Below are 23764 nucleotides of genomic sequence, written 5' to 3' on the forward strand. Positions count from 1 at the left end.
TGTGCAGTCTCTCAGAGCTGATGCCGCGCCAGGAACTCCTCGATCGCCCCGGCGAACACCTGATTGTCGTCACCGGCCACCATGTGTCCGGCCGCACTGACGTCGGCGATCTCAGCTTGTGGGACAAGGGCTTTCATCGAAGCGATTCCGGAATCACTGACCACGTCCGACTTTCCGCCGCGCACGATCAACGTAGGGATCGTGACCTGGCGTGCCGCCGCGGTCAGTCGAGCAGGATCGGTGTGCCGGCGCGGCTCATCGTCATCGGAGGCGATGAACGCCGGGTCCCAATGCCAGTACCAGCGGCCGTCCTCACGCAGCCGGACGTTCTTGCGCAGCCCGTCGAGATTCTTGGGGCGTCGACGTGTCGGGTTGTAGGCGGCGATAGCGTCGGCGACCTCCTCCAGCGACGCGAAGCCGTCGAAGTGGCCGGTCATGAACGTCTTGATCCGGTCGATCCCCTCGGGTTCGACATCGACGACCACATCCACCATCACCAGTGCCGAGGCGAGGTCGGGATGCTCGCCGGCGACGCACAGGCTGGTGATCCCGCCCAGCGACGCGCCGATCAGCACTGGCTTGGCCGGCAGAGTGGCGAGTATCGCGACAAGATCGTCGACAAAGCCGTCGAGCGCATAGTTGCCATCGGGCGCCCACGCACTGTCACCATGCCCCCGGGAATCGAAGGTGTACACCTCGCGCCCCTGCTCAGCCAGCGCTTTCGCGCTCCGATCCCACGAGTGTCTAGTCTGACCACCACCATGGAGCATGACGATCGGTGCCGACTCGCCCGGCACACCCCAGCGGTCACCGATGATCGTCACGGGACATGTATTGACGGAGATCTGTACTGCTTCTGCATCATGCGCGGGAGTCATAGCGAGTCCTTTCCTCTAGGTCATGTCGCATGCACATCCGCCATCGACATAACCAGACTCACGGCTGGAGATGCACCTCGGCCACCGAAACCCGACTCGAAAACGTCCGGTCCCCCGGTAGTCGAGGTGCGAGGCGCACGTGCCGAAACTTGAGATCGGTTGCACTGATGACATTTTCACGCCCGACGCTCCGTAATCCGATCAGCACCAGATTTTCGAACTTTCTCTCCCCCGGGCTCGTCGCAGCTCGACCATCGGGAGGTGGCCACTACCGTGCGGCGGTGAAGTACGGCCGGTACTTCCACTTGCTCACGACGATCTCGATCACCATCGGCAGAGCGACGCTCGCACTGTCGGTATCGATCGAGGCTGCGCGAGAGGGTAGGTCGCGGGCGGTGACGGCGATCGCGTCAACGTCGCAGAGTCGAGATCGCCGGCGGGTGATACCGATCTCGTCCGCGGTGCCGCGTTCATGCGGTGGATCGATGTCGGGGCCGAACACCTTGGTCCCGGCGCCTGCCAGCGTGCACGCGGCGGACCCGCTGCACTGCGACACCCATGCCACGGAATCGGGCGGTCGTGGGCACCACCAACACGTCCGGAAACCCGGCGTGTATCAGCATCATCGTGCTAGTGGCCGTCGCCGTGATCGCTACAGCGCTCCCACCGAACCCCTGGAGCAGATGGTCAACATCGGCACCCTATTCGCCTCCGTCCTGGTGTGCGCCGGCGTCCGCGTCCTGCGCAAGACCCGCGTCGATCTCAGGCCCGGATTCCGGGTGCCCGGCAGCCCGTTCGTGCCGATCGTCGCGATCGTCTTGGGGGTTGCGCACACGCGCGGCGCGTGATGCCGACGCCGGGCCATTGAAATTCGCCGTCGCGCAGACCGAGATCGTACAGACCGAGCCAGTGATCGATGAGGCGGCCGAGAACCGCGTTCCAGCCCGCGTCTGAGCTTCCGATACTGGGCGCTGTCGGCGACAAGGCGCGCGCTGTCGGCGTGATCAGCGGAACCCGATCAGAGAGCGCCCTTGTCCGGATCCCCCGCGAGCACCGCGGTGAAGGTCTTGACCTCGAGCGGGCCTGCCAGCAATCCGCCGATCGCGCCTGCGAGTTCGGTCAATGCGGGGGCGCCGCCGTGGACCTTGAGGGCATCGGCAGATTCCCACTTCTCGATCATCACGAACTCGTTACCGGTCGCCGACTTGTGCAGTGCATAGAGTTCGCAGCCCGGCTCCTTGTGCACCTTGTCGATGGCGGTCAGGATGGCCGCGCGGACCTCCTCTTCCGTACCGGGCTGCGGGGCAATCGTTGCCACCACGATCACTGCGGACATCGTCGTCACTCACCTTCTTCTCGTCGAACACCATCGAACGATGACGCTACGCCGGATCGCGGCGTTGCGGAGCAAACTAGTGTGAAAGAGACTGCTGCAAAACGTGCTCAGGCGAACAGTCGCCACAGCCCGACCAACCCGACCACGGCGATAAGAAGCCAAAGCGCAGTCGGCGGGAGCCGGCGCACGTATCGTGCGCCGAGCACGCCACCCCACCAGCGACCCGACCGCGATCAACCGGGCCGCACTCCAGTCGATGCGATCGACGACTACGATCGTGTAGATCACCGCCGCAACCGCATTCACGATCAGCGGGAGCAGATTCCCTGGCAGCGTTGATGAGCTGGAGGTCGTCGGCAGCGTTGAGGAGCGCGAGGTCGTCGGGGGCAATCATGCCGAGCGGCCCGATCAGCAAGATGCCCTGCGCGGCGGTGAAGTACCCGCTCAAGATGCCGGCAAAGACTGTCGCCGTGGTCATCGCTGCGATCCTGGTGGGGCTCAGCCAAAAAGCCTCAGGTCACGGCTCGAACATGGCTGAGGATCGCGCAGCCCGATTCACATTTCTCCACTACGCCAAGGGAAAGACCAGCGGGGTCGAGTTCAACTCCGACGACCCGCCGGCGTTTCGCGACGTCCTCTCCTTCAGCTACCACAACCTCGGTATGACCTATCAGGGGTCAAATACCTCGGTCTCCGATCGCGAGATCCGCTCAGTGGCCCTGCGACACTGCCTGCTGTTCTACGTCTTCGGAGCAATCTCTACCTACAGGCCCATATCCCGCCCGATGAGGTCCTTCATGATTTCGGTGGTGCCACCGAAGATCGTCTGGATGCGCGAGTCGGTGTAGGCGCGAGAGACCTTGTACTCGTTCATGTATCCGTACCCGCCGTGCAGCTGCACGCAGCGGTCAATGACCTTCTTGGCCAGTTCGGTGCACCACCACTTGTTCTTGGCGGCGTCGACGGCGGTCAGGTCACCGTCGAGGACGGCGCGCAGGCAGCGGTCGATGTACTGCTCGGCGATGTCGAGTTCGGTCGACATCTCGGCGAGGTAGAACCGATTCGCCTGGAACGCACCGATGGGTTGCCCGAAAGCCTTGCGGTCCTTGGTGTATTGCAGGGTCTCCTCGAAGACGGCGCGAGCGCCGGCGATGGCTCCGATACCGATCGACAGCCGCTCCGACGGCAGGTTCTGCATGAGGTGGTAGAAGCCCTTGTTCTCCTCGCCGAGGAGGTTTTCCCGGGGCACCCGGACGTCGGTGAAGTGCAGTTCGGCGGTGTCGGCCGCCTTGAGACCCATCTTGTCGAGCTTGCGACCCCGCTCGAAGCCCTCCATGTCGCGTTCGACGACGAGCAGCGAGAATGCCTTGTGCCCGGCGCCCGGGTCGGGATTGGTGCGGCACACGACCACCACCAGATCGGAGTTGATGCCGGCCGAGATGAAGGTCTTGGAGCCGTTGAGGATGTAGTGGTCGCCGTCGAGGCGGGCCGAGGTCTTGATCCCGGCGAGGTCGCTACCGGCGCCGGGCTCGGTCATGGCGACCGCGAGAATCGTTTCGCCCGTGGCCATCCCGGGCATCCAGCGAGCGCGCTGTTCCTCGTTCGCCAGATGCAGGAAGTAGGGGACGAGAACGTCGTTCTGCAGGCTCAAACCGGGTGCTGCGCTACCGAAGCGGGCGAATTCCTCGACGATGACCGCATTGAAGCGGAAGTCGTCGGTGACCCCGCCGCCGCCGTACTCCTCGGGAATGTTGAAGCCGAGAAGTCCGGCGTCGCCGGCCTTCTTGTAGACCTCGCGATCGACCTGCCCTGCAGCCTCCCATTTCTCGACGTTGGGTGCGCATTCACGGGCGAGGAATTCGCGGGCGGATGCACGCAACTGCTCGTGCTCGGCCTCGAAGACTGTACGTTTCATGGATTCAGATCCGTTCGATGATGGTGGCGTTGGCCATGCCGGCGCCTTCGCACATGGTCTGCAGACCATAGCGTCCGCCGGTGGCCTCGAGGTGATTGACGAGGGTCGAGAGCAGTCGGGTTCCCGAGGACCCGAGTGCGTGGCCGAGGGCGATCGCCCCGCCGCGCGGGTTGAGCTTGGCGGGGTCGGCACCGAATTCGTGCGCCCACGCCATCGGCACCGGCGCGAAAGCCTCGTTGACCTCGTAGGCGTCGATGTCGCCGATCGACAACCCCGAGCGCTTGAGCACCTTGTGGGTTGCCGGAATCGGCGCGGTCAGCATGAAGATCGGGTCGTCGCCGGCCAGCGAGAAGGCATGGAATCGGGCACGCGGAGTCAGGCCGAGCTTGGCGGCCATGGTGTCGCTCATGATCAGCGCGCCGGAGGCACCGTCGGTCAGCGGCGAGGAGTTGCCGGGGGTGATGTGCCAGTTGATCTCGGGGAAGCGCTCGGCGTATTCGGGACTGTAGAACGACGACTTCAGCCCGGACAGACCTTCCTGGGTGGTCTGTGCGCGTACCGTCTCGTCGACGGTGTGGGTGACCGGGTTGCCGTCGGTATCGGCGACCTCGATCGGCAGGATCTCGTTGGCGAAGAAGCCATCTGCGGCAGCCTGAGCGGCACGTCGATGAGACTCGGCGGCGAAGGCATCCACCGCATCCCTGTCGAACTTCCACTTCGCCGCGACAAGTTCCGCCGAGATACCCTGGCCGACAAGACCTTCGGGGTAACGAGCGGCAATGCTCGGCCCGTACGGACTCTGGCCGACGGTGGTGAAGCCCATCGGTACCCGGCTCATGGACTCGACGCCCGCGGCGATCACGATGTCGTACGCGCCCGCGATGACGCCCTGTGCGGCGAAGTGCGCCGCCTGCTGACTCGACCCGCACTGCCGATCGACGGTGGTCGCAGGCACCGACTCGGGGAATCCGGCCGACAACAGCGCGGTGCGCGAGATGTTGAGCGCCTGTTCCCCGGCCTGGCCGACGCAGCCACCGATGACGTCGTCGACGAGCGCCGGGTCGAGGTCGTTGCGCTCAACCAGGGCACGCAGCACGTGCGCGAGCAGTTCGACGGGTTTGGTCTGCGAGAGCGCGCCACCGGGCTTGCCCTTGCCGGAGGCAAGGCGGACGACATCGACGATGACGGCTTCGGGCATGGGGAGAACCTCCGGAGGATTCACGGCGCCCGGGTCGCGGCGGGACGAACGTCACCCACACAAGAACCCGAACTACCGACTGATCGTTCGCTAAGTTTGTAACACGGCCCTGTGATGCAGATCAACCAGATCGCAGGTCGGGAACCCCGCGAGTTGGCCGACGCCGACCGCCCATCACCGACGTCTCTACGTTCGTGCGGCGTAGATGATCGGCGCTACTAGGATCGGACCCTATGGCTCGCGAGAGGAGATCGACGCCGTCGCGATATGCGCGCGTGCGGTTCCTCGAGGCGGGTCTCACCGTCCTGGCCGAGGACGGATTCGGCGCGCTCAAACTCGCAGCGGTCTGCGCCCGCGCCGACGCCACCACCGGTAGCTTCTATCACGCCTTCGACAACTGGGCCGAGTTCACCTCGGCGCTGATCGCCTATTGGCGCGAGGAGAAGAGCCAGCGGCCGATCGCGCAAGCGCGCAAGGTCACCGATCCTGCCGAACGTCTTACGGCACTGATGGACGTCGGGCTGACCCTGCCCCACGATTCCGAACGGGCCATCCGTGTCTGGGCCGCCCAGGATCCGGAGGTCCGCAAGCATCAGGAGGAAGTCGACCTCGAACGGCGCGACTTCATCGCCGAGACCTACCGTGAGGCCCTCGGCGACGACTTTGCCGCCGAGGAGTACGCCACCATTTCGATGTATCTGCTCGTCGGATACGAAAGCGGGACACTGCGCTCCTACGAGGCCCTCGATCTGGGATTTCGAATGTTCCTCCAGAGCGCGATCGGCCCGATCGGCAAGCCCGGCAAGCTCGGCGACGTTGTCGCGAGCCCGCCCACGGCCCCTGACCACTGACGCCTGTCCGTCCGGTCGAATAGCCCAGACTGCGCCACACCTCAATGCGAGTGTGACTCCTTGCACAAAAGTATAAGTCGCCTTATAGTCGCACTCACGACGCAGAGGAGGCAGCCATGCTCAGGATCGACCGCAACCAGGGCCTCGACCCCGACGCCGACTTCGGCGAGATCTACCGCAACATCGTGACCTACGAGTTTCCCTGGGACATGAACCAGGCACTGAGCTTTGCCCTCTTCCGCACCTACGCCGTGCCGAGCATCGGCCGGCTGCTCGACGAAACCGGCGAATTCACCACCCGTGTGCAGAAGCGCTACGACGACACCGGACTGCTTTTGGAAGTCCCCCTCGTAGAAGGGATCTCCAGCCCGGAAGGTAAAGCGGCCATCCGTCGCATCAATCAGATGCACAGGATGTACGACATCAGCAATGACGACATGCGCTACGTCCTGGCGACATTCGTCGTCGTCCCCAAGCGCTGGCTTGACGATTACGGCTGGCGGCGGATGACCTATGAGGAAGTGCGCGCGTCGGTGCTCTACTACAGATCACTCGGGAAGCACATGGGGATCACCGGCATCCCGGAAACCTACGAGGATTTCGCGCGATTGCTCGACGACTACGAGGCAGCCCACTTCGCCTTCGATCCCGGCGCTCGTCGAGTCGCGGACTCGACCATGCAGCTGATGACAACGTTCTACCCCAAGCCGGCGGCCCCCCTGATCGACCTCTTCAGCCGATCGGTGATGGACGACCCACTGTTGCAGGCGTTCCACTACCGCAAGCCGAACAGATTGGCGCGCACCCTCTCCGCGGCCGGTCTGCGGATGCGAGCCCGTGTCGTTGCGCTGCTGCCCTCGCGGCGCAAGCCCCGCCTGGTACAGGACACGCCCCGGATCCGCAGCTATCCCAACGGCTTCGAGGTCGAGAAACTCGGAACCTTCACTCCCGGGTGTCCGGTCCATCGAACAGCCGACATCGCCGAGTCGGTGTCGACGGGCTGATCCAAACGGATCTCAGCCGTCCCGGGTAAGAACACTCGCGTCGTATCCGACCTCGTCGAACTCCATCGCGGTGCATTCGACTGCGGCAAGCGCAATACGCACGTATTCGGCCGCGACCTCCGCGGGCGTCTTCGGGCCGTCCACGCGATACCAGCTCGCTATCCCCTGGCACATGGACAAGATCGCGAGGCGTGCCGAATCGGGAACCGGCGTCGCAAAGACCCCGGCACTGCAACCGTCGTCGATGGCATCTCGCAGCTGGACGTCAATGGCGTCCCGATGCTCGCGATACCAGGCACCGTTCTCGGGTGTCAGTGACCGTCGTTCTGAGTCGAGGAAGGCGAGGTCGGGGTGATTGGCCATGTACAACGCGGTGGCCTCGACCACACCAGAGAGCCGACGGACCGGATCGTCACCGGCCTCGACGAGCGCGGCGTCGATGTGCGAGCTCACGGTCCTCATCGCATGATCGAGCAGCGCAACCAGGATCGACTGCTTGTTGTCGTAGTGGTAATAGAGGGCTGGCACCGTGACCCCGACTTCGCCGGCAATCGTGCGCACGCTGGTGGCGTCGTAGCCGTGCTCGACGATCTGAGAGAGGGCTGCGTCGAGGATCCTCGGCAGTTCCAGGGGCGGATAGTGCCGCCAATCTCCGACAGGTGCGCTAGCAGCAGCGCGAGCTCGCACCGGTGGGGACTCAACCATTGCGGCTCCATCTACGAGGTCGGCGATCGGTGTCAATGCTAGGCGGCCATGCGCACGTCACCATCACCGCGCTCGCCGAGTGGGCCACCTCGGATCCGGGCCAATGTGTCGGCTGCTACCGCGGCGCTACGCGCCCGCGTTCACCGCAATGGTGCGACACGACCGGTTACGCAGGCTCTCGCTGATGGCTGTCACCGGTAAACCTCAGTAGCAGTTCATGTGTCATACATTCATGTGCGAGCGCGGTCTGCCGCTTGTACGACAATGGGCTATTGACACGCGCCTGAAAGTCGCGTTCGCCGTGGATGCGCGAACCCGACACGCGTGGACAACATCGACGAGGTCGCCCCAGAGAAGACCAGCGAATTCACCAGTGATGTCGACACTGACAGTCAGGTCAGTCTCATACCCTCCGATTCGCCGAGGTGACTGCGCACGGCGTAACGGCGGCGCGCCACGCGCGCCGCGAGCGGAGACGACGGCCACAAGCGGCATGTCCGACAGATCGCCGAGTTCGGCGATCACACTCTCCGCCGGCGGACCTGCACGGTCGCACGGTAGGGGATCGCAGCGCGCAAGGTAATGCTGTGCAATCGCGGCGGCCTCGGCGCGACCTCGCCAGACGGTGTGCGAGGATCGATCGTGCGGTTGGCGGTGATTCTGTCGCTCGCCGCGACGACGATCCCGATGGCCACGCCGCAGTGACACCTCCGAAACGTCACCCGCCACGTACCCGCCGCAAGACCCCATGGAGAGAGTCCGTTACACAGACATCGTGGCGCTGGCATGAGGCCGGCGGGTGCGGGTTCGATCCCGTAGCCAGGCGAGCGCGCATTAGCCGCAGCGGAAGTCGATGCACGAGGGAGTTGCCGGTGCAACCCCTTGCGCCACCTCACGATCCGCCTTATTGTTTTCTGTACAAACATCAGGAGGCTCCGTGACCGCCACCCGCCGAGCCAGCCGCGAAGCCGGCAAAGCCACTCGCCGCACCCTGCTACGGGCGGCCGGTGAGGTGTTCACCGAGTTCGGTGAGACCGCGTCGGTGGCGCAGATCTGCGCCCGTGCCAATGCCTTTCCCAATCAGGTCACCTATTACTTCGGTTCCAAGGAGCAATTGTTCGTCGAGGTGGCGTGTGCGGCGGTGCTGCGAGCCGGTTGGCATGCCGAGCAAGCAGCCGCGTCGGCGACAACGGTCCGCGGCTACACCCGAACACTCGTCGAGACGCTCCTCGGTCCACAGTCGCGCAACGTCGAGCTGTTCACCACAGCCATGCTGTTGGTGTCACGACGCACCGATCTGCGCCCCCACATCACCGAGACGTTGTCCACCCTGCATGACCGCGGCGAGGCCGCGCTCCTCGACACCCTGGTCCGCACCGGATGGCAACTGCGCGCCGAGAACGGCGTCGAGGCCCGGGCCTTCTGGTCGGCGATTTTCGGTCTGACCGTCCAACATGCGGCCACCGGAGACGAATTGGGGACATCTGTCGCCGAGGCCGTCACCATTCTGTTCACCAACATGGGTATCCCCGACAGCGTGCTCGACCGGCCGCTGACCCCCACCGGAAGGGCATCGCCGTGACCCCAACCCACCCGACCACCACCGACCCGAGCACCACCACCACCGAAACCGCGCACCCCCGGCCGCATCTGACCCACACGGTCTTCAATCAGTCCACCCCGCGCGTCGACGTCAACGAGTACGAGCTGAATACCGTTCTGCAAGAGGCTGTTGTGCGTCACGACGCAGAATGGGCCGAGGCAGAGCTGCGTGCGGTCGGCGCGCTGGTCGGCAGCGCGGAATTCCAGCACGACGCTCACTTGGCCAACACCATCACCCCTGAACTGCGCACCTTCGACCGGTGGGGACACCGCATCGACGAGGTCGAATACCATCCGTCGTATCACCGCATCATCTCCGCATCGATTTCCCATGGCGCCCATACCCGTTGCTGGTCCGACCCGCAACCGGGCTCACACGTCGCCCGGGCGGCGGTGTTCATGCTGTTCGGACAGATCGAGCCCGGCCATGCGTGTCCGGTGTCGATGACCCACGCCGCGATCCCGTCCCTGCAACTACAACCCGACATCGCTGCCGCCTGGGTACCGAAAGCACTGTCACGCAACTACTCTCCCCAATTATCCGCCGACAAGGCATCGGCGATCTTCGGAATGTCGATGACCGAGAAGCAGGGCGGGTCTGATGTCCGCGCCAATACCACCGTCGCCCGCCCGGTCGGCGCGGGCGGCCCGGGCGCGGAATACCTGCTGACCGGACACAAGTGGTTCTGCTCGGCGCCGATGTCGGATGCGTTCCTGGTGCTCGCGCAAGCGCAGGGCCCCGGCGGGGAGGGACTGTCATGCTTCCTGCTCCCCCGCGTTCTGCCCGACGGAACCCGCAACGTCTTCCGCATCCAGCGGCTGAAGAACAAGCTGGGCAACAAGTCCAACGCGTCCAGTGAGATCGAACTCGACGGCACCGTTGCGCTGATGGTCGGCGAGCCGGGCCGCGGCGTGCGCACCATCATCGAGATGGTCGCCCAGACCCGACTGGACTGCGTGCTGGGCAGTGCCGCCGGGATGCGGCAATCCGTCGCCGAGGCGGTGTGGCATGCCCGCCATCGCTCGGCATTCGGTGCGACGCTGGCCGACCAGCCGGCCATGAAGGCTGTATTGGCCGATCTCGCACTGGAATCCGAGGCGGCCACCCTTACCGCGATGCGCCTGGCGCGCGCCCATGACGAGGACGCCTCGGATACCGAGCGCGCCTTCCGCCGCCTGGCGACCGCGGTGGCCAAGTACTGGATCTGTAAGCGGGGGCCGCATCACGCCTACGAGTCCCTGGAATGCCTGGGCGGCAACGGATACACCGAAGACTTCCCGCTCGCCATGCGCTATCGCGAACAACCGGTGATGGCCGTGTGGGAGGGTTCGGGCAATGTCATCGCTCTGGACGTGTTACGCGCCATGACCCGTGAACCGGAATCGGTCAGCGCCTTCGACGCCGAGGTCAATCGTGCGCGTGGTGCGCATGCCGGCCTCGACGCCCACCTCTACCGGTTACGCAGGCAGCTCGGCGAACTCGCCGAACTCGATGCAGCAGCCGCTCAGCGCAACGCGCGACGGGTCGTCGAATCCATGGCGCTGGCGCTGGAAGCATCTCTGCTCGTGCGGTTCTCACCGACCGAAGTCGCCGAGGCCTTCATCGCCGCGCGACTCGGCAACGAGCGCGGACTCGAGTACGGCGCCCTACCCACCGGCACCGACCTGGAGCTCATTCTGTCTCGTCACTGATCCCGACCGCGTCAAGAACGGCGTTACGGATCCTCGACGCTGTGTTCGGCAGCCACACGGCCATCACCGGGGTCATCGGCGGATCGTCGAACGACACGACGCGAATCTGGTTCTGGTACAACCATCCCGGCTGGTTGGTGACGAACGCACAGGCATCCGGATGGGTGATCACCGACATGTGCGGCGGGGTGCCGCGCAGATTCGACACGACGATCTCCGGCTCGAAACCCGCTCGGCGACAATACGACACGATCATGTTCTTGTAGTCGTCCTCGAGTTCGGACACCACGATCGGATGGTCGGCGAGATCGCGCATCGCACACGTCGGATTTTCCGACAGCGGATTGTCGGCGTTGACCGCCAGCCGCAACTCATGGCGAGTGGCAATGGCACCGGCGAGATCGGTCGGCGCGGTGTGCGAGCGGGCGAGCACCATGTCGACGTCGCCGGACATGATGGCGTCGCGGATGTCGCCCGGCCAGAGCGGCTTGACCGTGATCAGCAACGACGGATCGGCCAACACAGCACCCTCGATGACCTGGAACACCTCCGAAGGCGCCAACCCCGGCGTGTGCCCGATGGAGAACGGGTCGGGCTTGTCGTCGTCGATCATCTTGACCTCGGCCGCGAGATTCGCCCCGCCCGCCAGCAACGGGATCGCCCCTTCGTAAAGCGCAACCCCGGCCGGTGTGGGCGTCAGGGTTCGTCGCGATCTGGAGAACAACTCGACGTCGAGTTGCCGCTCGAGTTCGCGAATTGCAACAGACAGGGCCTGCTGTGAGATATAGAGCCGCTCGGCCGCCACACGCAACGACGGGGCATCGACCACCGCCATGAACATCCGCAGCCGCCGAAGATCGAGATCGCGCATTTCCGGCCTACCGCCCTTCCCGCTCCACCCTTAAGGTCGCCTTATCGGAAAACAACATATCCGATATCTATTTGCGCCGTTTGTCATTCTATTGTTGTCAATGTCTCGATGGTTGACCGCGTTGGGTGGACACTGAGACAGAGCACTCGGTTCTCGCGCGCGATCGACGTGGCATCGGGGTGTGTCATGTCGCCGGCCGGCAGCTCAAACAACAGCCGCACTCTGGCGTTTTACCGCGCGGCGATCCACATCGCGGCCCCACACACCGCGGCGCAGAGGGTCACCGTCGCCGACGGTCACGTTCGTTTCCGCACTCGTCGATCGCGCATTCTCACAGGCGCATCGGAAGCGCTGCCTGGTCACATGAAACGATGGTGAGCACCTGTCTCATGTTGTCGGGAGGACACCGTATGACCCACCACGCCCTGCGCGACGACCTCGATCCGCGCACCCCCGTCATCGTCGGCGTCGGACAGGCATCCGAACGCATCTCCGACCCCGACTACGAGGGTCTGGGTGAGGCCGATCTGGCTGCACGCGCGCTCCATGCGGCACTGACCGACACCGGCGTCGCATCCACCGACGTGGCACGGGCCGTCGACACCGTCGTGGCGGTGCGATCCTTCGAGGTGTCGAGTCCGCTCTCATCGTCGCCACTGGGCCGTCCGGACAATATGCCGCGCGCGGTCGCCGGCCGGATCGGGGTCACGCCGCGGCGCGCGGTCACCGAGGTGGTCGGCGGACAGAGCCCGCAGAAACTGGTCGACGAGTTCGCGCAGGTCATCTCCGACGGCGATGTAGACGCTGTGCTGATCTTCGGGTCGGAGGTGATGTCGACGGTTCGGCACGCGCTCAAGTCTCTCCCCGCCGAAGCGCGCCCTGACTTCTCCGAGACGGTGCCCGGCGATCACGAGGACCGCGGATTCGGCCTCAAGGGCCTCACCTCGGTGCAGGAGGCACGGCACGGACTCCTCAAGCCGATCACCCAGTACCCGCTGCTGGAGAACGCCCGGCGGCACCGTCAGGGACTGTCCCGCGCCGACTACGCGCGGGCGATGGCCGAACTGTTCGCCCCGATGTCGGCGATCGCGGCCGCCAATCCGCATGCGGCGTCGCCGGAAGCGCGATCAGTCGAGGCGATAGCGACGGCCTCGGACTCCAATCGCGCGCTGGCCGAACCGTATACGCGCCTGCTGGTCGCGCGAGACCAGGTGAATCAGGCCGCCGGAGTGGTCGTGATGTCGGTGGCCAAGGCCACCGAACTCGGAATCGATCCCGCGAAATGGGTATTCGTGCACGGACACAGTGATCTGCGGGAGCAGCCGTTGATGGAACGCGTCGACCTGTCGACGAGTCCCGCGTCGATCGCCGCGATGCACGCCGCCCTCGATATGGCCGGCCTGACCCTCGACGACATCGTCTTCCTCGACTTGTACAGCTGTTTCCCGATCGCGGTGTTCAACATCTGCGATGCCTTCGGTCTGCGCGCCGACGATCCGCGTGGGTTGACCGTCACCGGCGGACTGCCCTACTTCGGTGGGCCCGGCAACAACTATTCGATGCACGCCATCGCCGAGGTCGTCGATCGAGTGCGCGCGCGCCCTGGCACTTTCGGCCTCGTTGCCGCCAACGGCGGGCTGATGAGCAAGTATTCGGTCGGCATTTACGGCACCACACCGACTGCGTGGCAAGCCGGCAAAGATGACCTCATCCAGCGAGAGCTCGACAGCCGTCCGTCCGTCGCCGAACGACGCAATGCCGACGGCGCCGCGACCATCGAGAGTTTCACCGTATTGCCCGCCGACAAGAACGGGCGCGCTAAGTCCATCGTCATCGGCCGGCTCGGCGACGGCGCGCGCTTCGTTGCCAACGGCGCCGAAGGCGACGACGAACTCCTCGAATTGCTCGCCCGGAGCGATGATCCCATCGGCTCAGCGATCTACGTCCGGTCCTTCGCCCGCGGCAACCGCGTAACCGTTTCCGAGGAGCGTATGTCCGAGTTGTTCCCGGTCAGACCGCCCGGCTTTCGGGAGCTGTACGAGAACGTCGTCATTCGTCGGGAAGGCCATGTCCTCGAGGTGACGATCAACCGGCCCGCGGCGCGTAATGCGCTCGACCCGGCGGCCAACGCTGAACTCGACGAGATCTTCGACGCCTACCTCGCCGACCCCGACCTCTGGGTCGCAATCCTCACCGGTGCGGGCGACAAAGCCTTCTCCGCCGGAAACGACCTGGCTCACATGGCCGGTCACGCGATGCTCGCGGTCCCGAAGAACGGCTTCGGCGGACTCACCTCGCGCCGGGAACTAACCAAGCCGGTGATCGCCGCCGTCAACGGCGTGGCCCTCGGCGGTGGTCTCGAGATCGCCCTGGCGTGCCACATCATCGTCGCCGACGAAAAGGCGAGTTTCGGTCTGCCCGAGGTGAAGGTGGGCCTGGCCGCCGCCGCGGGCGGACTCGTGCGGTTGCCGCGAGCGATCGGCCCGGCGCTGGCCCGCGACATGATCCTCACCGGCCGCCGCATCGACACTGCCGAGGCCTACCGCATTGGCCTGGTCAGCCGCGTCGCCGCTCACGGCCAGGTACTCGTGGCCGCACGTCAAGTGGCACAGGAGATCCTGGCCGGTTCGCCGACATCAGTCCGGGCATCGTTACAGGCAATGACCGACGCTGAGGCCATCGACGATCCGGTCGAGGCGATCGAGGCGACCTCGTCGGTCCTCGACTCGCTGCTGATCAGCCAGGACACCATCGAAGGGATCGGCGCGTTCGTCAGCAAACGTCCGCCGCGGTGGACAGGGCGGTAGGGTCGCCGGTGTGCGGTTGCGGCGCGGAAGACATTGTTCCTCACCGGGTCTCGAGGCTCGTCGCTAACGCTCCGCACTCCTCGACCAGCGGGAGAAGCGGTCGCGACCGGGTCGGCGAGTCAGAGGATCACACCAGGATTGAGCAGGCCGTCGGGATCGAGGGTGGCCTTGATGGCGGCGGTCAGTTGCATGACGTCGGGGCCGACCTGATCGGGTAGCCATCCCTTCTTCAGTCGGCCGACGCCGTGCTCACCGGTGATGGTGCCGCCCAACGAGATCGCCAGGTCCATCACCTGGCCGAACGCTGTCTGGGCGCGGTCGTGCTCGTCGGCGTCATCGGGATCGAACACAATGAGCGGATGGGTGTTGCCGTCACCGGCATGGGCGATCACCGAGATCATCACCGCGTTGTCGTTCGCGATCTTGCCGACCCCGTCGATCAGTGCGGGCAGCGCCGGTAGCGGCACGCCGACGTCTTCGAGCAGAAGTGAACCGAGTTTCTCGACCGCGGGAATGGCGGCGCGCCGGGCGGCGGTGAACGCCTCCCCTTCGGCGGCGTCGGCGGTGTCGAAGACCTCGGACGCACCGCAGGACTCAAAGGCCGCGCGGATGATCTCGACCTCGGCCACTCCGGCCGGGCCCGGCGCGTCGGACTGCGCGACGAGCAGTGCTCCCGCATCCCGGTCGAGGCCCATCCGCAGCATGTCCTCGACGGCGTTGATCGAGACCTTGTCCATGAACTCGAGCATCGCCGGCCGGATCCTGGCAGTGATCGCGAGAACCGCCTCACTCGCCGAATGTACCGACGCGAAGGAACCGACCACGGTGCACGCGGCCGCCTGCGGGGGCAATAGCCGCAGGGTGACCTCGGTGATGATCCCGAGCATTCCCTCGCTGCCGACGAACAGTTTGGTCAGCGATAACCCGGCCGAATCCTTGAGTTGCTTGCCGCCGAGGCGAATCGCGCGGCCGTCGGCGAGCACCACCTGCATACCGAGCACGTAGTCGGTGGTGACGCCGTACTTCACGCAGCACAGTCCGCCGGCGTTGGTGGCCACGTTGCCGCCGATCGAGCAGATCTCGAATGATGACGGGTCCGGCGGATACCAGAGATCGTGTGCCGCGGCAGCGGCCTTCACCTCGGCGTTGAACAGCCCGGGCTGCACCACCGCGGTTCGGGTGGCGGTGTCGATGCTCATCGCACGCATCTTCTCCGTCGAGAGCATCACCGCGCCGTCGACGGCCGTCGAACCTCCCGAGAGGCTGGTACCCGCGCCTCGCGTGATGATCGGGACGCGATGAGCGGCACACCAGCGGACCACCGTCTGGACGTGCTCGGTGGTCGTTGGGCGGATGAGCGCGAGCGGTGTGCCGGCCGTCGGGTCAAACGCTCTGTCCTGCCGATACCCGGCAAGAATGTCGGGGTCGGTGACGATGATCTGGTCGGGGAGGTCGGCGCGCAGATCGGCGAGGTCCACGCCACCGATGTCGGTACTCGTGTGCACACTGCTCATGGGTTCAGCGTAGGCGTGACCGCCGGGTGCCTGTGTCCCTTCCTGAGACCCGCACCGGCACGCCCCTGCGGTGAACGTTTGGCCAACGTCCACACTCCACCGCCGACCTCACGCATTATGGGGTGATGACAGACTTCAACAAGACCATCATCGACGAGTTCCACGCCAACGACGGCACCGTCACCACTATGGGCTTCGGCCGTAACCTCGTAATCGTCCACAGCATCGGAGCCACATCGGGAGCCCAGCGGGTGACGCCGCTGATGTCGCTGCCCGATGGCGCCGGAGGCCGCTTCATCATCGGCAGCGCGGGCGGCTCTCCGAAGGATCCCGCGTGGGTGCACAATCTGCGCAAGAATCCGGAGATCACCATCGAATACGCTGGCGAGAAATCGGGGATCGAACAGCATCCGGCGACGGCCACCGAACTCGATCCGGCGCAGCGTGAGCAAGCGTGGCAGGGTTTCGTCTCGGCGTCCGAGCAATTCCTGAGATATACCGAAACCGCCGAGGGCCGTGTCTTCCCGATCTTCCGTCTGACGCCCAAGAAGTGATTTCGGCACAAGCCGATATCCTGACGAGATGTTCGGGGTTGGCGAGACGATCGCAGGCTTTGTGGTCGACGCCGTCGTGGGTCACGGCAGCAGCGCCGACGTCTACCGGGTGCACCGCAGCGGCGAATCGACGTCGCTCGCGCTGAAGGTTCTCCACGCCGACGACGGCGATACCGGCCGGGCACGAGAACGCTTGGAGCGAGAGTTCGCGATCGCGTCGCTCCTGGACCATCCGCGCATCGTGGGCATGGTCTCGCGTGGTGAGATTCTCGTCGATTCGCCGCCGCGGACGCAGCTCTGGCTGGCGATGCACTACGTCGCCGGGCCGTCGGCGATGTCGCTGATCCCGCGTGAGGATCAACAGCCGCGGGTGTCCGCGGTACTACGCGTGGCAGAGCAGATCGGCGACGCCCTGGACTACGCACACTCCCGCGAGATCCTGCATCGGGACGTCAAACCCGCGAACATCCTGCTGACGTCCACCTCCGACGACACCGATGCCGTGCTCAGCGACTTCGGTATCGCGCGACTCCTCGACGACACGCGACCCCTGGCCCGCAACGGACGGGTCCAGGGGTCCATCGCCTACGCCGCCCCCGAACTACTTCAAGCACAACAACTCTCCCCCGCCACCGACGTGTATTCGTTCGCGTGCTCGCTGGTGGAGTTGTTCACCGGGCTGCCGCCGTTCCCACGGTCCACGCCGTTCGCCATCACCTATGCCCACCTGCGTGACGAGCCGCCGAAGCTTACCCAGCGCCGCGGTTGGCTTCCGTCGGCGCTAAATTCGGTGTTCGCCAAGGCGCTCGCCAAAAAGCCCGAGGAGCGCTACCAGACGTGTACCGAGTTCGTCGAGATCATCACGCGCGCCCTGCGCGACGTACCGGTACCGGCGCACACTTCGCGACGGCGGCGCAGGGTGCGCGGATATCCGGGCTGATCGACGATCCTCGGTCCTGTGACGCCAACCACACCCAGCCGTACTGTTGAGTCGGACATCGCGCCCACATCCATTTCGGAGCAGTTCCTTTCCTACTCTGTTCCTCGCTGCCGCCGTGGTGTTGATGTGCTGGGACAACTACTGCAATCTCGTCGCCATCATCGTCGGCATCCCCTTGCTGCGGCATCACCGGGTACTCGCCGGTGTAGCCCTGGCATTGCCGGGAGATCGCCAACACCGTACCGCGGCAGGCGAACCAACCGACGGTCGCAACCGCCGATACCTTAGGGCCCCGACGAGACCACGGCGAAGGATCGGGACTGACCGCCGCGGGGTGAGACGTACCGGAGCAGCACACCTCACCCCGCGCGCGCGTGTTCCGGCGCGGTGATGCCGTACACGCGGCGCGCGGTGTTACGAAAAACATTGCCCAGCATGTTCTCTCCCCAGGGTTCGAGAATCTCGGCCAGGCTCGCGACGACGGTGTCGATCGATGTATTCGGTTTGTCGATCGGGAAGTTGGAGCCGAACATGACCCGGCTCGCACCGAAGTGACCGACGACGTGCTGGACCAGCGGACCGATCATCTGTGTCAGCGTCTCGCGGGCACCGATGTTGCCCCACGGCTCACGGCCATAGCCGAGGACCGGCATGGCCAGCCCGGAAAGTTTGACCACCACATTCTCTTCGGCGGCAATCGAGGTCATGCGCTCACGCCACAGGCGCAGGATGTCGGCGCGGGCTGCCGCGGTCGTCCCGGTGCGCAGTCCTACGGGCCCGAAAGCACCCACCGGACAACCGAAATGGTCGACGATGACGGTGGTGTCGGGGAACTCGCGGGCGAGGGTGATCACGTCGTAGAGCTGATGGGAGTAGACGAAGACCTCCACGGCGAGCCCGCGGGCGGCGACCTTCTCGACGCCGGAGAGGAACTCGGCCGATGCGAGCATACCGTCGACCGGCCCGGCCGATCGGACCTTCGGGTCTGGATGGCGGGTCGCTGTGACCTGAATGCCGCGCACCCGATCGCTGAGCGTGCGTTGCACATCTAGACGCGTCTCGAAGCCCTCGGCCCGCGGGTCGGCACGCATCATCACCGCACCGAGCGTCGGGGCCACACCGACTCCGAACGGCAGTCCCTGAAGGTAGTTGATCTCGCCGACGGCCAGCCGACTCGCGTCGGGCTCCTCGACATCGCCGAGGCGCCAGTAGGATTCGGACACCACCACCGACTCGATACCCACGCCGACCACTTGCGCCACCGGCGCGATGTCGGCGCCGTAGTGCCGCGGCTCGTAGGCACGGCCGATGATGTGCGGGGTCAACACATAATCGCGCTCGGCTTGGGGAACGGCAACAGAAAATAGCCGGTCCCCCACTTTGGGGACAAATCGGTAGCCACGCGCGACGGGATTGCGCGACCGCGGTATCCGGCGCGGATTCCATTGTTGGACGTGGGCGTCGACGATCCCCGATATCGTTCCGGCCAGCATTGTCACCATTCGAGATTGCCATAGTTGTTGACGCGTTTCATGCGTTCGACGGACGAAACGAATTGCCGGTCGTCGCCATCGGTGGGTCGGCTGCGCCACGGCGACGGCCGGCGGATGAACCGAACTGTCGGTGACGCAGGGCAGAATGGAGATGTTGTCGGTTGACCGGTGATCGGTGATCTGTGGGAGGTGTGCGCAATGGCGAGTCATTCCCGCCATGTGCTGCATCAACTCCGCGACCTGATCGCCCGCGATCCCGACCGCTTCGCCCGCGACCTCTACACGCGACTGTTCGCCATTGATCCCGACCTGCGCGAACTGTTCGGCGCGATGATGTCGCAGCAGCGCGAGGCGTTTTACCACGTCATCGACCACGTCCTCGACGTCATTCCGAACCCCGACGGCCAGGCCGAACTCGTGGAGTTCCTGGCGCAACTCGGGCGCGACCACCGCAAGTACGGGGTACAGCCCGAGCACTATCAGGCGATCTTCCGGGCGTTGATGGGTGAGTTCGCGGTCACGCTCGCCGATCAGTGGGACGACGAGGCCCAGCGAACCGTCGGGCAGGCGATGATGCTCGTCACCGGTGTGATGCGCGGAGCGGCGCAGACCGCGTCGGGGCCGGCCACCTGGACCGCCCGCGTGGTGGAGAAATTCCGCATCAGCCGCGGCCTGGCGGTGGTACGACTCGTCACCGACACACCACTGCGATTCAACACGGGGCAATATCTGGAGGCCCAGATCCCCCAATGGCCGAAGCTGTGGCGCAACCTCTCCCCGGCGATTCCGCCCAACCCGCACGGCGAGTTGGAGTTCCACGTGCGCGCGGTACCCGGTGGCACGGTCAGTCCGGCGATCGTCGGTCAGACCCAGCCCGGCGACGTGTGGACGTTCGGTCAGTCACACGGCACACTGCACATCGACGGCGACCGGGAGGTACTCATGGTCGCCGGCGGCACCGGCCTGGCGCCCCTGCGCGCCCTGCTCATTCAGATGTCGGCGCTGGCGACCTCCCCGCCGACTCACGTCTACTACGGGGCACGGTATCCCGGTGAGCTATACGACCTACCGGTATTGCGTCGGATCGCGGCGACCAATCCGTGGCTCACGATCACCGCGGTGTCGGAGGAACAGACCAATCCGTGGTGGCTCGACAACCCGGTCCGACCCGCCGAACTCGGCATCGAGCATCGCTTCGGTCGACTGGTCGACGTCGTCGGCGCCGCGGACGGCCGGGACGACCGGCAAACCCTCATCACCGGCTCACCGATGATGGTGGAGAACACCCGCCGCGGGCTGATCATCGCCGGGGTGCGGGCCAGCCTCATCCAGCACGACCCGATGTTCTAGGGCGTGCCTCGGCGCTGCCGCGGCAGTTATCCGCCCGCACCCGGGTTGCCGGGGCCCAGTTGTGGCGCGGACACGGTCGTCGTCACCACCGAGGTGACGGTCTCCTGCTCGGTTACCGTGGCCGTCGCTGTCGCCGTTGCCGTCGAGGTGACGGTTAGGGTGGCCGTACTGGTGACCGGTGGCTGGGTGACGGTACTGGTGACGGTCTGCTGGTCGACGACTGTCTGGGTGTCGTCGGGCTGACCACTGCGGGTGACGGTGGCCACGCTGTTCGGTCCGGGCACCGTGACGGTCGAGGTGACCGCGGCGGGCGTGTCCGCGCCATCCTTGCCGCTGAACAGCGCCACGAGCGCAACCACACACAGCAACGCGGCAAGCCCGGCGGCGCCGCCGATGATCCACCAGCGCAAGCCCACCCCGCCCGTCGCCGCCGTGGTCGGTGCCGCGGCGGCTGTCCCGACCGATGCCGTTGCAGCCGGTCCGACGGCGGCCGCGGCGACCGGGATGGCGCGAGTGTCGGCGGCGATCACCTCGGTGACGCTCTGGGCCACTGCGAACACGGGGGCGGCGGCCACGGCCACCGATGCGCCGGTCGCCGTCTCGATGACACGGACGGCGTCGGGCAGTTGTGCACCGGAACCGGCCGCGACCACGCGAGTCGCACCCGCCCCGCGCGTCAGAGAGTTCAGATGTGCCACGAGGCCGCCGGCGCCTTGCGGATCGGTCAGCGGCACCGACTGGGGCGCGGCGACGGCGGCGGAGGCGAGGACCGACGAATGCTCGGCGTTGACGAGGGCGATCGAGGCGCCGGAGGCCAGAGCACCGGATCTGTCGAGGACGACCGCGGCGACATCGCCGGTGGCGTCGCGGTGCGCAACCTGAGCCAGGGCGTGCGGGAGGTCGACGAAGCTCACCGCCGATGCCCACTCGGGTGCGCCGGGTGCGTTCATCGAGAACTCGAGGTGTGCTCGTACGTCGGGGCGTGCGCAGGTCAGCGCGATGTGGTCGATCGCGAACGGAGCGGAGTCCACGAGTTCACGCAGCGCGTCGAGCGCCGCATTCGGTGACTCGTCGGCGAGCTCGACGTAATTGCTGGCGACAATCTCACCGGTGGCGTCGCGAACGACGGTCGCGATGTCGTCGCCCACCACCGAGACCCCGAGCACTGCGGGTTCGGCAATCGAGATCTCGGGTGCCTCGCTCACCATTCGCCTCCCTTGTCAGTTCACCGAACTCGGATGACGCGCCGCGACAAACCGGAGCCCGATCGGTGCGCGGCCCGCAGGCCGCCTACCGATCGGTGTCGTCGGCGATCGGTAAATCGTTACTCGGTGGTCACTACCGCGGGTCACACTGCAGCGGGTCACACTGCAGCGGGATCACTCTTCGGTGCGTCGGCGCCGGGGCTGCCAAACGACAAGCGCACTTGTCCGCGGGACGGGGACCAGTTCGCCGCCGCGGCGGGCGCGATGTGCGTCGACCTCGCGTTGGAGCTCATGCACCCGCTGTTGGAGCGCGTCGACCTGGTTGGTGAGTTCGATGATGCGTTTGATGCCCGCGAGGTTCACGCCCTCGTCGTGCGACAGCCGCTGGATCTCACGCAGTACCTCGACGTCGTGCGAGGAGTAACGGCGCCCACCACCGCTGGTGCGTTGTGGGGTCACCAGCCCGAGGCGGTCGTAGGTACGCAAGGTCTGCGCGTGCATCCCGGCGAGTTCGGCGGCCACCGAGATCATGAAGGTAGCGGTTGCACTCACGTCGCCCTCGAACCCGCCACCAAGCCCGGTGCCCTCAGCGCCGGTCCGCCCACGATTCTTGCGTTCTGCCATGACTCATCGCCCCCAACCCGCCCGAGCATCGAACCCGCTGGACTTCTCGGCCTCGGCGTAGGCACGCATTGCCTCCACCGCGGCGTCGTCGAGTTTCCGGGGCACCTCGACCTTGACCGTGACGAGCAGGTCGCCGGCACCACCGGCGCGCTTGGGCACGCCGCGACCACGGACCCGCAGGGTACGGCCATCGCTGGTGTTCGGCGGGATCTTCACCCCGACCGAACCATCGAGGGTCGGCACCGACACCGTCGACCCGAGTACCAATTCGGAGATACTCACCGGAAGTTGGACGCGCAGGTCGTGGCCGCTGCGGGTGAACACCTTGTCGGGCGTCACATGGACCACCACGTACAGGTCACCCGACGGCGCGCCCCGACGTCCGGCCTCGCCTTGCCCCGCCAGCCGGATGCGCTGGCCGTCCTCGACGCCGGAGGGGATGCGGACATTAATGGTGCGCGAGCGCACCTTGACGCCGCTTCCGTCGCAGTCGGAGCATGGGTCGTCGATACGGGAACCGGTGCCCTGGCAGTCCTGGCAGGGCTCACTGAATCCGAACGCGCCCTGGTTGCGGCTGACGAAGCCGGAACCGTTGCAGTTCGGGCAGACTCGCGGACTGGTGCCCGGTTTGGCGCCACTGCCGTGGCAGGTGGTGCACGGCGCCGGGCTGGTTACCCGAAGTGGGACGGTCGTACCCAACGCCGCGTCCTTGAACGACAACGTGGTCTCGGTCTCGAGGTCGTTGCCACGACGCGGCCGGGTCGCGGTCGAGGTACGCGCACCGCCCGAACCGCCGCGGTTGAACAGGCCGTCGAAGAGGTCGCCGAAACCGCCGGCTCCCTCGCCCGCGCCGCCACCGCCGAACAAGTCGCCGATGGTGAAATCGGCACCGGTCTCCGTGGAGTAGCGAGTGCCGCCGGCGGCGCCGGGGAAGCCGCCGGGAAAACCGTTGCCGCCGCCACGGAATCGTCCGCCGGCGAACATCGCCCGCGTCTCGTCGTACTCTTTGCGCTTGTCCGGGTCGGCGAGCACGCTGTGGGCTTCGGACACCCGCTTGAAGCGTTCTTCGGCTTGCGTGTCACCCGGATTGGCATCGGGGTGCAGCTCACGGGCGAGCTTGCGGTAAGCCTTCTTGACCTCTTCAGACGAAGCATCAGAAGCAACGCCCAGATCCTTGTAGAAGTCACGCTCGAGCCATTCTCGTTGCGGAGCCACCAGACGTCAC

The 23764-nt window shown here is 65.8% G+C and carries 21 protein-coding genes and 2 pseudogenes; 10 read left to right on the plus strand and 13 right to left on the minus strand.

The features are described 5' to 3' along the window. Window positions 1-11: 11 nt before the first annotated feature. The gene (locus tag EF294_RS14730; RefSeq protein ID WP_123931420.1) at window positions 12-878 is read right to left on the minus strand and encodes an alpha/beta fold hydrolase; all 867 of its coding nucleotides are present in this window, start codon (window positions 876-878) and stop codon (window positions 12-14) included. Between the two features lie 268 nt (window positions 879-1146). Then, entirely contained in the window at window positions 1147-1434 is a 288-nt protein-coding gene (locus EF294_RS14735; protein WP_185091102.1) for a hypothetical protein, read from the minus strand. A 127-nt stretch (window positions 1435-1561) separates the two neighbouring features. Between EF294_RS14735 and EF294_RS22165 the strand changes: the two genes are divergently transcribed. Next, complete coding sequence (locus tag EF294_RS22165) at window positions 1562-1726, plus strand: hypothetical protein (protein ID WP_425459439.1); 165 nt, start codon at window positions 1562-1564, stop codon at window positions 1724-1726. Window positions 1727-1896: 170 nt separating this feature from the next. On the opposite strand, the gene EF294_RS14745 is transcribed toward EF294_RS22165, so the two are convergent. Both EF294_RS14745 and EF294_RS22170 read right to left on the minus strand, forming a co-directional pair. Beyond that, complete coding sequence (locus EF294_RS14745; protein WP_123931422.1) at window positions 1897-2214, minus strand: putative quinol monooxygenase; 318 nt, start codon at window positions 2212-2214, stop codon at window positions 1897-1899. Between the two features lie 107 nt (window positions 2215-2321). Continuing rightward, window positions 2322-2716 (minus strand): annotated as a pseudogene (locus tag EF294_RS22170) (TSUP family transporter); the annotation flags it as partial. A gap of 43 nt (window positions 2717-2759) precedes the next feature. Here EF294_RS22170 and EF294_RS22175 point away from each other — a divergent pair. Then, window positions 2760-3062: pseudogene (locus EF294_RS22175) on the plus strand (DUF1345 domain-containing protein); the annotation flags it as partial. Here EF294_RS22175 and EF294_RS14755 read toward each other — a convergent pair. Both EF294_RS14755 and EF294_RS14760 read right to left on the minus strand, forming a co-directional pair. Beyond that, window positions 2978-4129, minus strand: a complete 1152-nt coding sequence (locus EF294_RS14755) for an acyl-CoA dehydrogenase family protein (RefSeq protein WP_123931426.1) — start codon at window positions 4127-4129, stop codon at window positions 2978-2980. The pseudogene EF294_RS22175 and the gene EF294_RS14755 sit on opposite strands and share 85 nt — an antisense overlap. A 4-nt stretch (window positions 4130-4133) precedes the next feature. Further along, window positions 4134-5327 (minus strand): thiolase family protein, encoded by a 1194-nt coding sequence (locus tag EF294_RS14760; RefSeq protein WP_123931428.1) that lies wholly within the window; start codon window positions 5325-5327, stop codon window positions 4134-4136. A gap of 233 nt (window positions 5328-5560) precedes the next feature. On the opposite strand from EF294_RS14760, the gene EF294_RS14765 reads away from it, so the two are divergent. Together EF294_RS14765 and EF294_RS14770 are read left to right on the plus strand one after the other, a co-directional pair. Continuing rightward, window positions 5561-6178, plus strand: a complete 618-nt coding sequence (locus tag EF294_RS14765) for a TetR/AcrR family transcriptional regulator (RefSeq protein WP_123931430.1) — start codon at window positions 5561-5563, stop codon at window positions 6176-6178. A 116-nt stretch (window positions 6179-6294) separates the two neighbouring features. Next, window positions 6295-7182: an oxygenase MpaB family protein gene (locus EF294_RS14770; RefSeq protein ID WP_123931432.1), complete on the plus strand. Its 888-nt coding sequence runs from the start codon at window positions 6295-6297 to the stop codon at window positions 7180-7182. Window positions 7183-7194: 12 nt separating this feature from the next. On the opposite strand, the gene EF294_RS14775 is transcribed toward EF294_RS14770, so the two are convergent. After that, the gene (locus tag EF294_RS14775; protein ID WP_123931434.1) at window positions 7195-7887 is read right to left on the minus strand and encodes a TetR/AcrR family transcriptional regulator; all 693 of its coding nucleotides are present in this window, start codon (window positions 7885-7887) and stop codon (window positions 7195-7197) included. 937 nt (window positions 7888-8824) lie between these two features. Here EF294_RS14775 and EF294_RS14780 point away from each other — a divergent pair. Together EF294_RS14780 and EF294_RS14785 are read left to right on the plus strand one after the other, a co-directional pair. Continuing rightward, a complete protein-coding gene (locus EF294_RS14780) occupies window positions 8825-9469 on the plus strand; it encodes a TetR/AcrR family transcriptional regulator C-terminal domain-containing protein (protein WP_123931436.1) in 645 nt (214 codons plus the stop codon). Further along, a complete protein-coding gene (locus tag EF294_RS14785) occupies window positions 9466-11181 on the plus strand; it encodes an acyl-CoA dehydrogenase family protein (RefSeq protein WP_123931438.1) in 1716 nt (571 codons plus the stop codon). Before EF294_RS14780 ends, EF294_RS14785 begins: the two co-directional genes overlap by 4 nt. On the opposite strand, the gene EF294_RS14790 is transcribed toward EF294_RS14785, so the two are convergent. Further along, window positions 11162-12052, minus strand: a complete 891-nt coding sequence (locus EF294_RS14790; RefSeq protein WP_123931440.1) for a LysR family transcriptional regulator — start codon at window positions 12050-12052, stop codon at window positions 11162-11164. The two genes, EF294_RS14785 and EF294_RS14790, sit on opposite strands and share 20 nt — an antisense overlap. Window positions 12053-12462: 410 nt before the next feature. Here EF294_RS14790 and EF294_RS14795 point away from each other — a divergent pair, with 410 nt between their 5' ends. Further along, a complete protein-coding gene (locus tag EF294_RS14795; protein WP_123931442.1) occupies window positions 12463-14859 on the plus strand; it encodes an acetyl-CoA acetyltransferase in 2397 nt (798 codons plus the stop codon). 119 nt (window positions 14860-14978) lie between these two features. Here EF294_RS14795 and EF294_RS14800 read toward each other — a convergent pair whose 3' ends face one another. After that, window positions 14979-16373 (minus strand): FAD-binding oxidoreductase, encoded by a 1395-nt coding sequence (locus EF294_RS14800; protein WP_123931444.1) that lies wholly within the window; start codon window positions 16371-16373, stop codon window positions 14979-14981. A gap of 125 nt (window positions 16374-16498) precedes the next feature. On the opposite strand from EF294_RS14800, the gene EF294_RS14805 reads away from it, so the two are divergent. Continuing rightward, complete coding sequence (locus EF294_RS14805) at window positions 16499-16927, plus strand: nitroreductase family deazaflavin-dependent oxidoreductase (RefSeq protein WP_123931446.1); 429 nt, start codon at window positions 16499-16501, stop codon at window positions 16925-16927. 28 nt (window positions 16928-16955) lie between these two features. Then, on the plus strand, window positions 16956-17867 hold the full coding sequence (locus EF294_RS14810; RefSeq protein ID WP_123931448.1) for a serine/threonine-protein kinase: 912 nt from the start codon (window positions 16956-16958) through the stop codon (window positions 17865-17867). Window positions 17868-18226: 359 nt separating this feature from the next. Here EF294_RS14810 and EF294_RS14820 read toward each other — a convergent pair whose 3' ends face one another. Further along, on the minus strand, window positions 18227-19360 hold the full coding sequence (locus EF294_RS14820; RefSeq protein ID WP_123931451.1) for an amidohydrolase family protein: 1134 nt from the start codon (window positions 19358-19360) through the stop codon (window positions 18227-18229). Between the two features lie 198 nt (window positions 19361-19558). Here EF294_RS14820 and EF294_RS14825 point away from each other — a divergent pair, with 198 nt between their 5' ends. Next, window positions 19559-20710: an FAD-binding oxidoreductase gene (locus EF294_RS14825; protein ID WP_123931453.1), complete on the plus strand. Its 1152-nt coding sequence runs from the start codon at window positions 19559-19561 to the stop codon at window positions 20708-20710. Window positions 20711-20736: 26 nt separating this feature from the next. Here EF294_RS14825 and EF294_RS14830 read toward each other — a convergent pair whose 3' ends face one another. From EF294_RS14830 to dnaJ, 3 genes are all read right to left on the minus strand, one after another. Next, window positions 20737-21918, minus strand: coding sequence for a hypothetical protein (locus EF294_RS14830; RefSeq protein WP_123931455.1), 1182 nt, complete (start codon window positions 21916-21918; stop codon window positions 20737-20739). A 171-nt stretch (window positions 21919-22089) separates the two neighbouring features. Then, complete coding sequence (locus EF294_RS14835; protein ID WP_185091112.1) at window positions 22090-22446, minus strand: heat shock protein transcriptional repressor HspR; 357 nt, start codon at window positions 22444-22446, stop codon at window positions 22090-22092. Window positions 22447-22542: 96 nt separating this feature from the next. Further along, a complete protein-coding gene (gene dnaJ / locus EF294_RS14840) occupies window positions 22543-23754 on the minus strand; it encodes a molecular chaperone DnaJ (protein WP_123931459.1) in 1212 nt (403 codons plus the stop codon). Between the last annotated feature and the right edge of the window lie 10 nt (window positions 23755-23764).

The sequence above is a fragment of the Gordonia oryzae genome, assembly GCF_003797185.1.
Classification (GTDB): domain Bacteria; phylum Actinomycetota; class Actinomycetes; order Mycobacteriales; family Mycobacteriaceae; genus Gordonia; species Gordonia oryzae.

Coding starts and splice junctions, on each gene's coding strand:
- EF294_RS14825 (WP_123931453.1), top strand. CDS start 19,559: ATGGCGAGTCATTCCCGCCATGTGCTGCATCAACTCCGCGACCTGATC.
- EF294_RS14765 (WP_123931430.1), top strand. CDS start 5,561: ATGGCTCGCGAGAGGAGATCGACGCCGTCGCGATATGCGCGCGTGCGG.
- EF294_RS14730 (WP_123931420.1), bottom strand. CDS start 878: ATGACTCCCGCGCATGATGCAGAAGCAGTACAGATCTCCGTCAATACA.
- EF294_RS14830 (WP_123931455.1), bottom strand. CDS start 21,918: ATGGTGAGCGAGGCACCCGAGATCTCGATTGCCGAACCCGCAGTGCTC.
- EF294_RS14810 (WP_123931448.1), top strand. CDS start 16,956: ATGTTCGGGGTTGGCGAGACGATCGCAGGCTTTGTGGTCGACGCCGTC.
- EF294_RS14770 (WP_123931432.1), top strand. CDS start 6,295: ATGCTCAGGATCGACCGCAACCAGGGCCTCGACCCCGACGCCGACTTC.
- EF294_RS14835 (WP_185091112.1), bottom strand. CDS start 22,446: ATGATCTCGGTGGCCGCCGAACTCGCCGGGATGCACGCGCAGACCTTG.
- EF294_RS14800 (WP_123931444.1), bottom strand. CDS start 16,373: ATGAGCAGTGTGCACACGAGTACCGACATCGGTGGCGTGGACCTCGCC.
- EF294_RS14755 (WP_123931426.1), bottom strand. CDS start 4,129: ATGAAACGTACAGTCTTCGAGGCCGAGCACGAGCAGTTGCGTGCATCC.
- EF294_RS14795 (WP_123931442.1), top strand. CDS start 12,463: ATGACCCACCACGCCCTGCGCGACGACCTCGATCCGCGCACCCCCGTC.
- EF294_RS14775 (WP_123931434.1), bottom strand. CDS start 7,887: ATGGTTGAGTCCCCACCGGTGCGAGCTCGCGCTGCTGCTAGCGCACCT.
- EF294_RS14745 (WP_123931422.1), bottom strand. CDS start 2,214: ATGTCCGCAGTGATCGTGGTGGCAACGATTGCCCCGCAGCCCGGTACG.
- EF294_RS22165 (WP_425459439.1), top strand. CDS start 1,562: ATGGTCAACATCGGCACCCTATTCGCCTCCGTCCTGGTGTGCGCCGGC.
- EF294_RS14760 (WP_123931428.1), bottom strand. CDS start 5,327: ATGCCCGAAGCCGTCATCGTCGATGTCGTCCGCCTTGCCTCCGGCAAG.
- EF294_RS14820 (WP_123931451.1), bottom strand. CDS start 19,360: ATGCTGGCCGGAACGATATCGGGGATCGTCGACGCCCACGTCCAACAA.
- EF294_RS14790 (WP_123931440.1), bottom strand. CDS start 12,052: ATGCGCGATCTCGATCTTCGGCGGCTGCGGATGTTCATGGCGGTGGTC.
- EF294_RS14805 (WP_123931446.1), top strand. CDS start 16,499: ATGACAGACTTCAACAAGACCATCATCGACGAGTTCCACGCCAACGAC.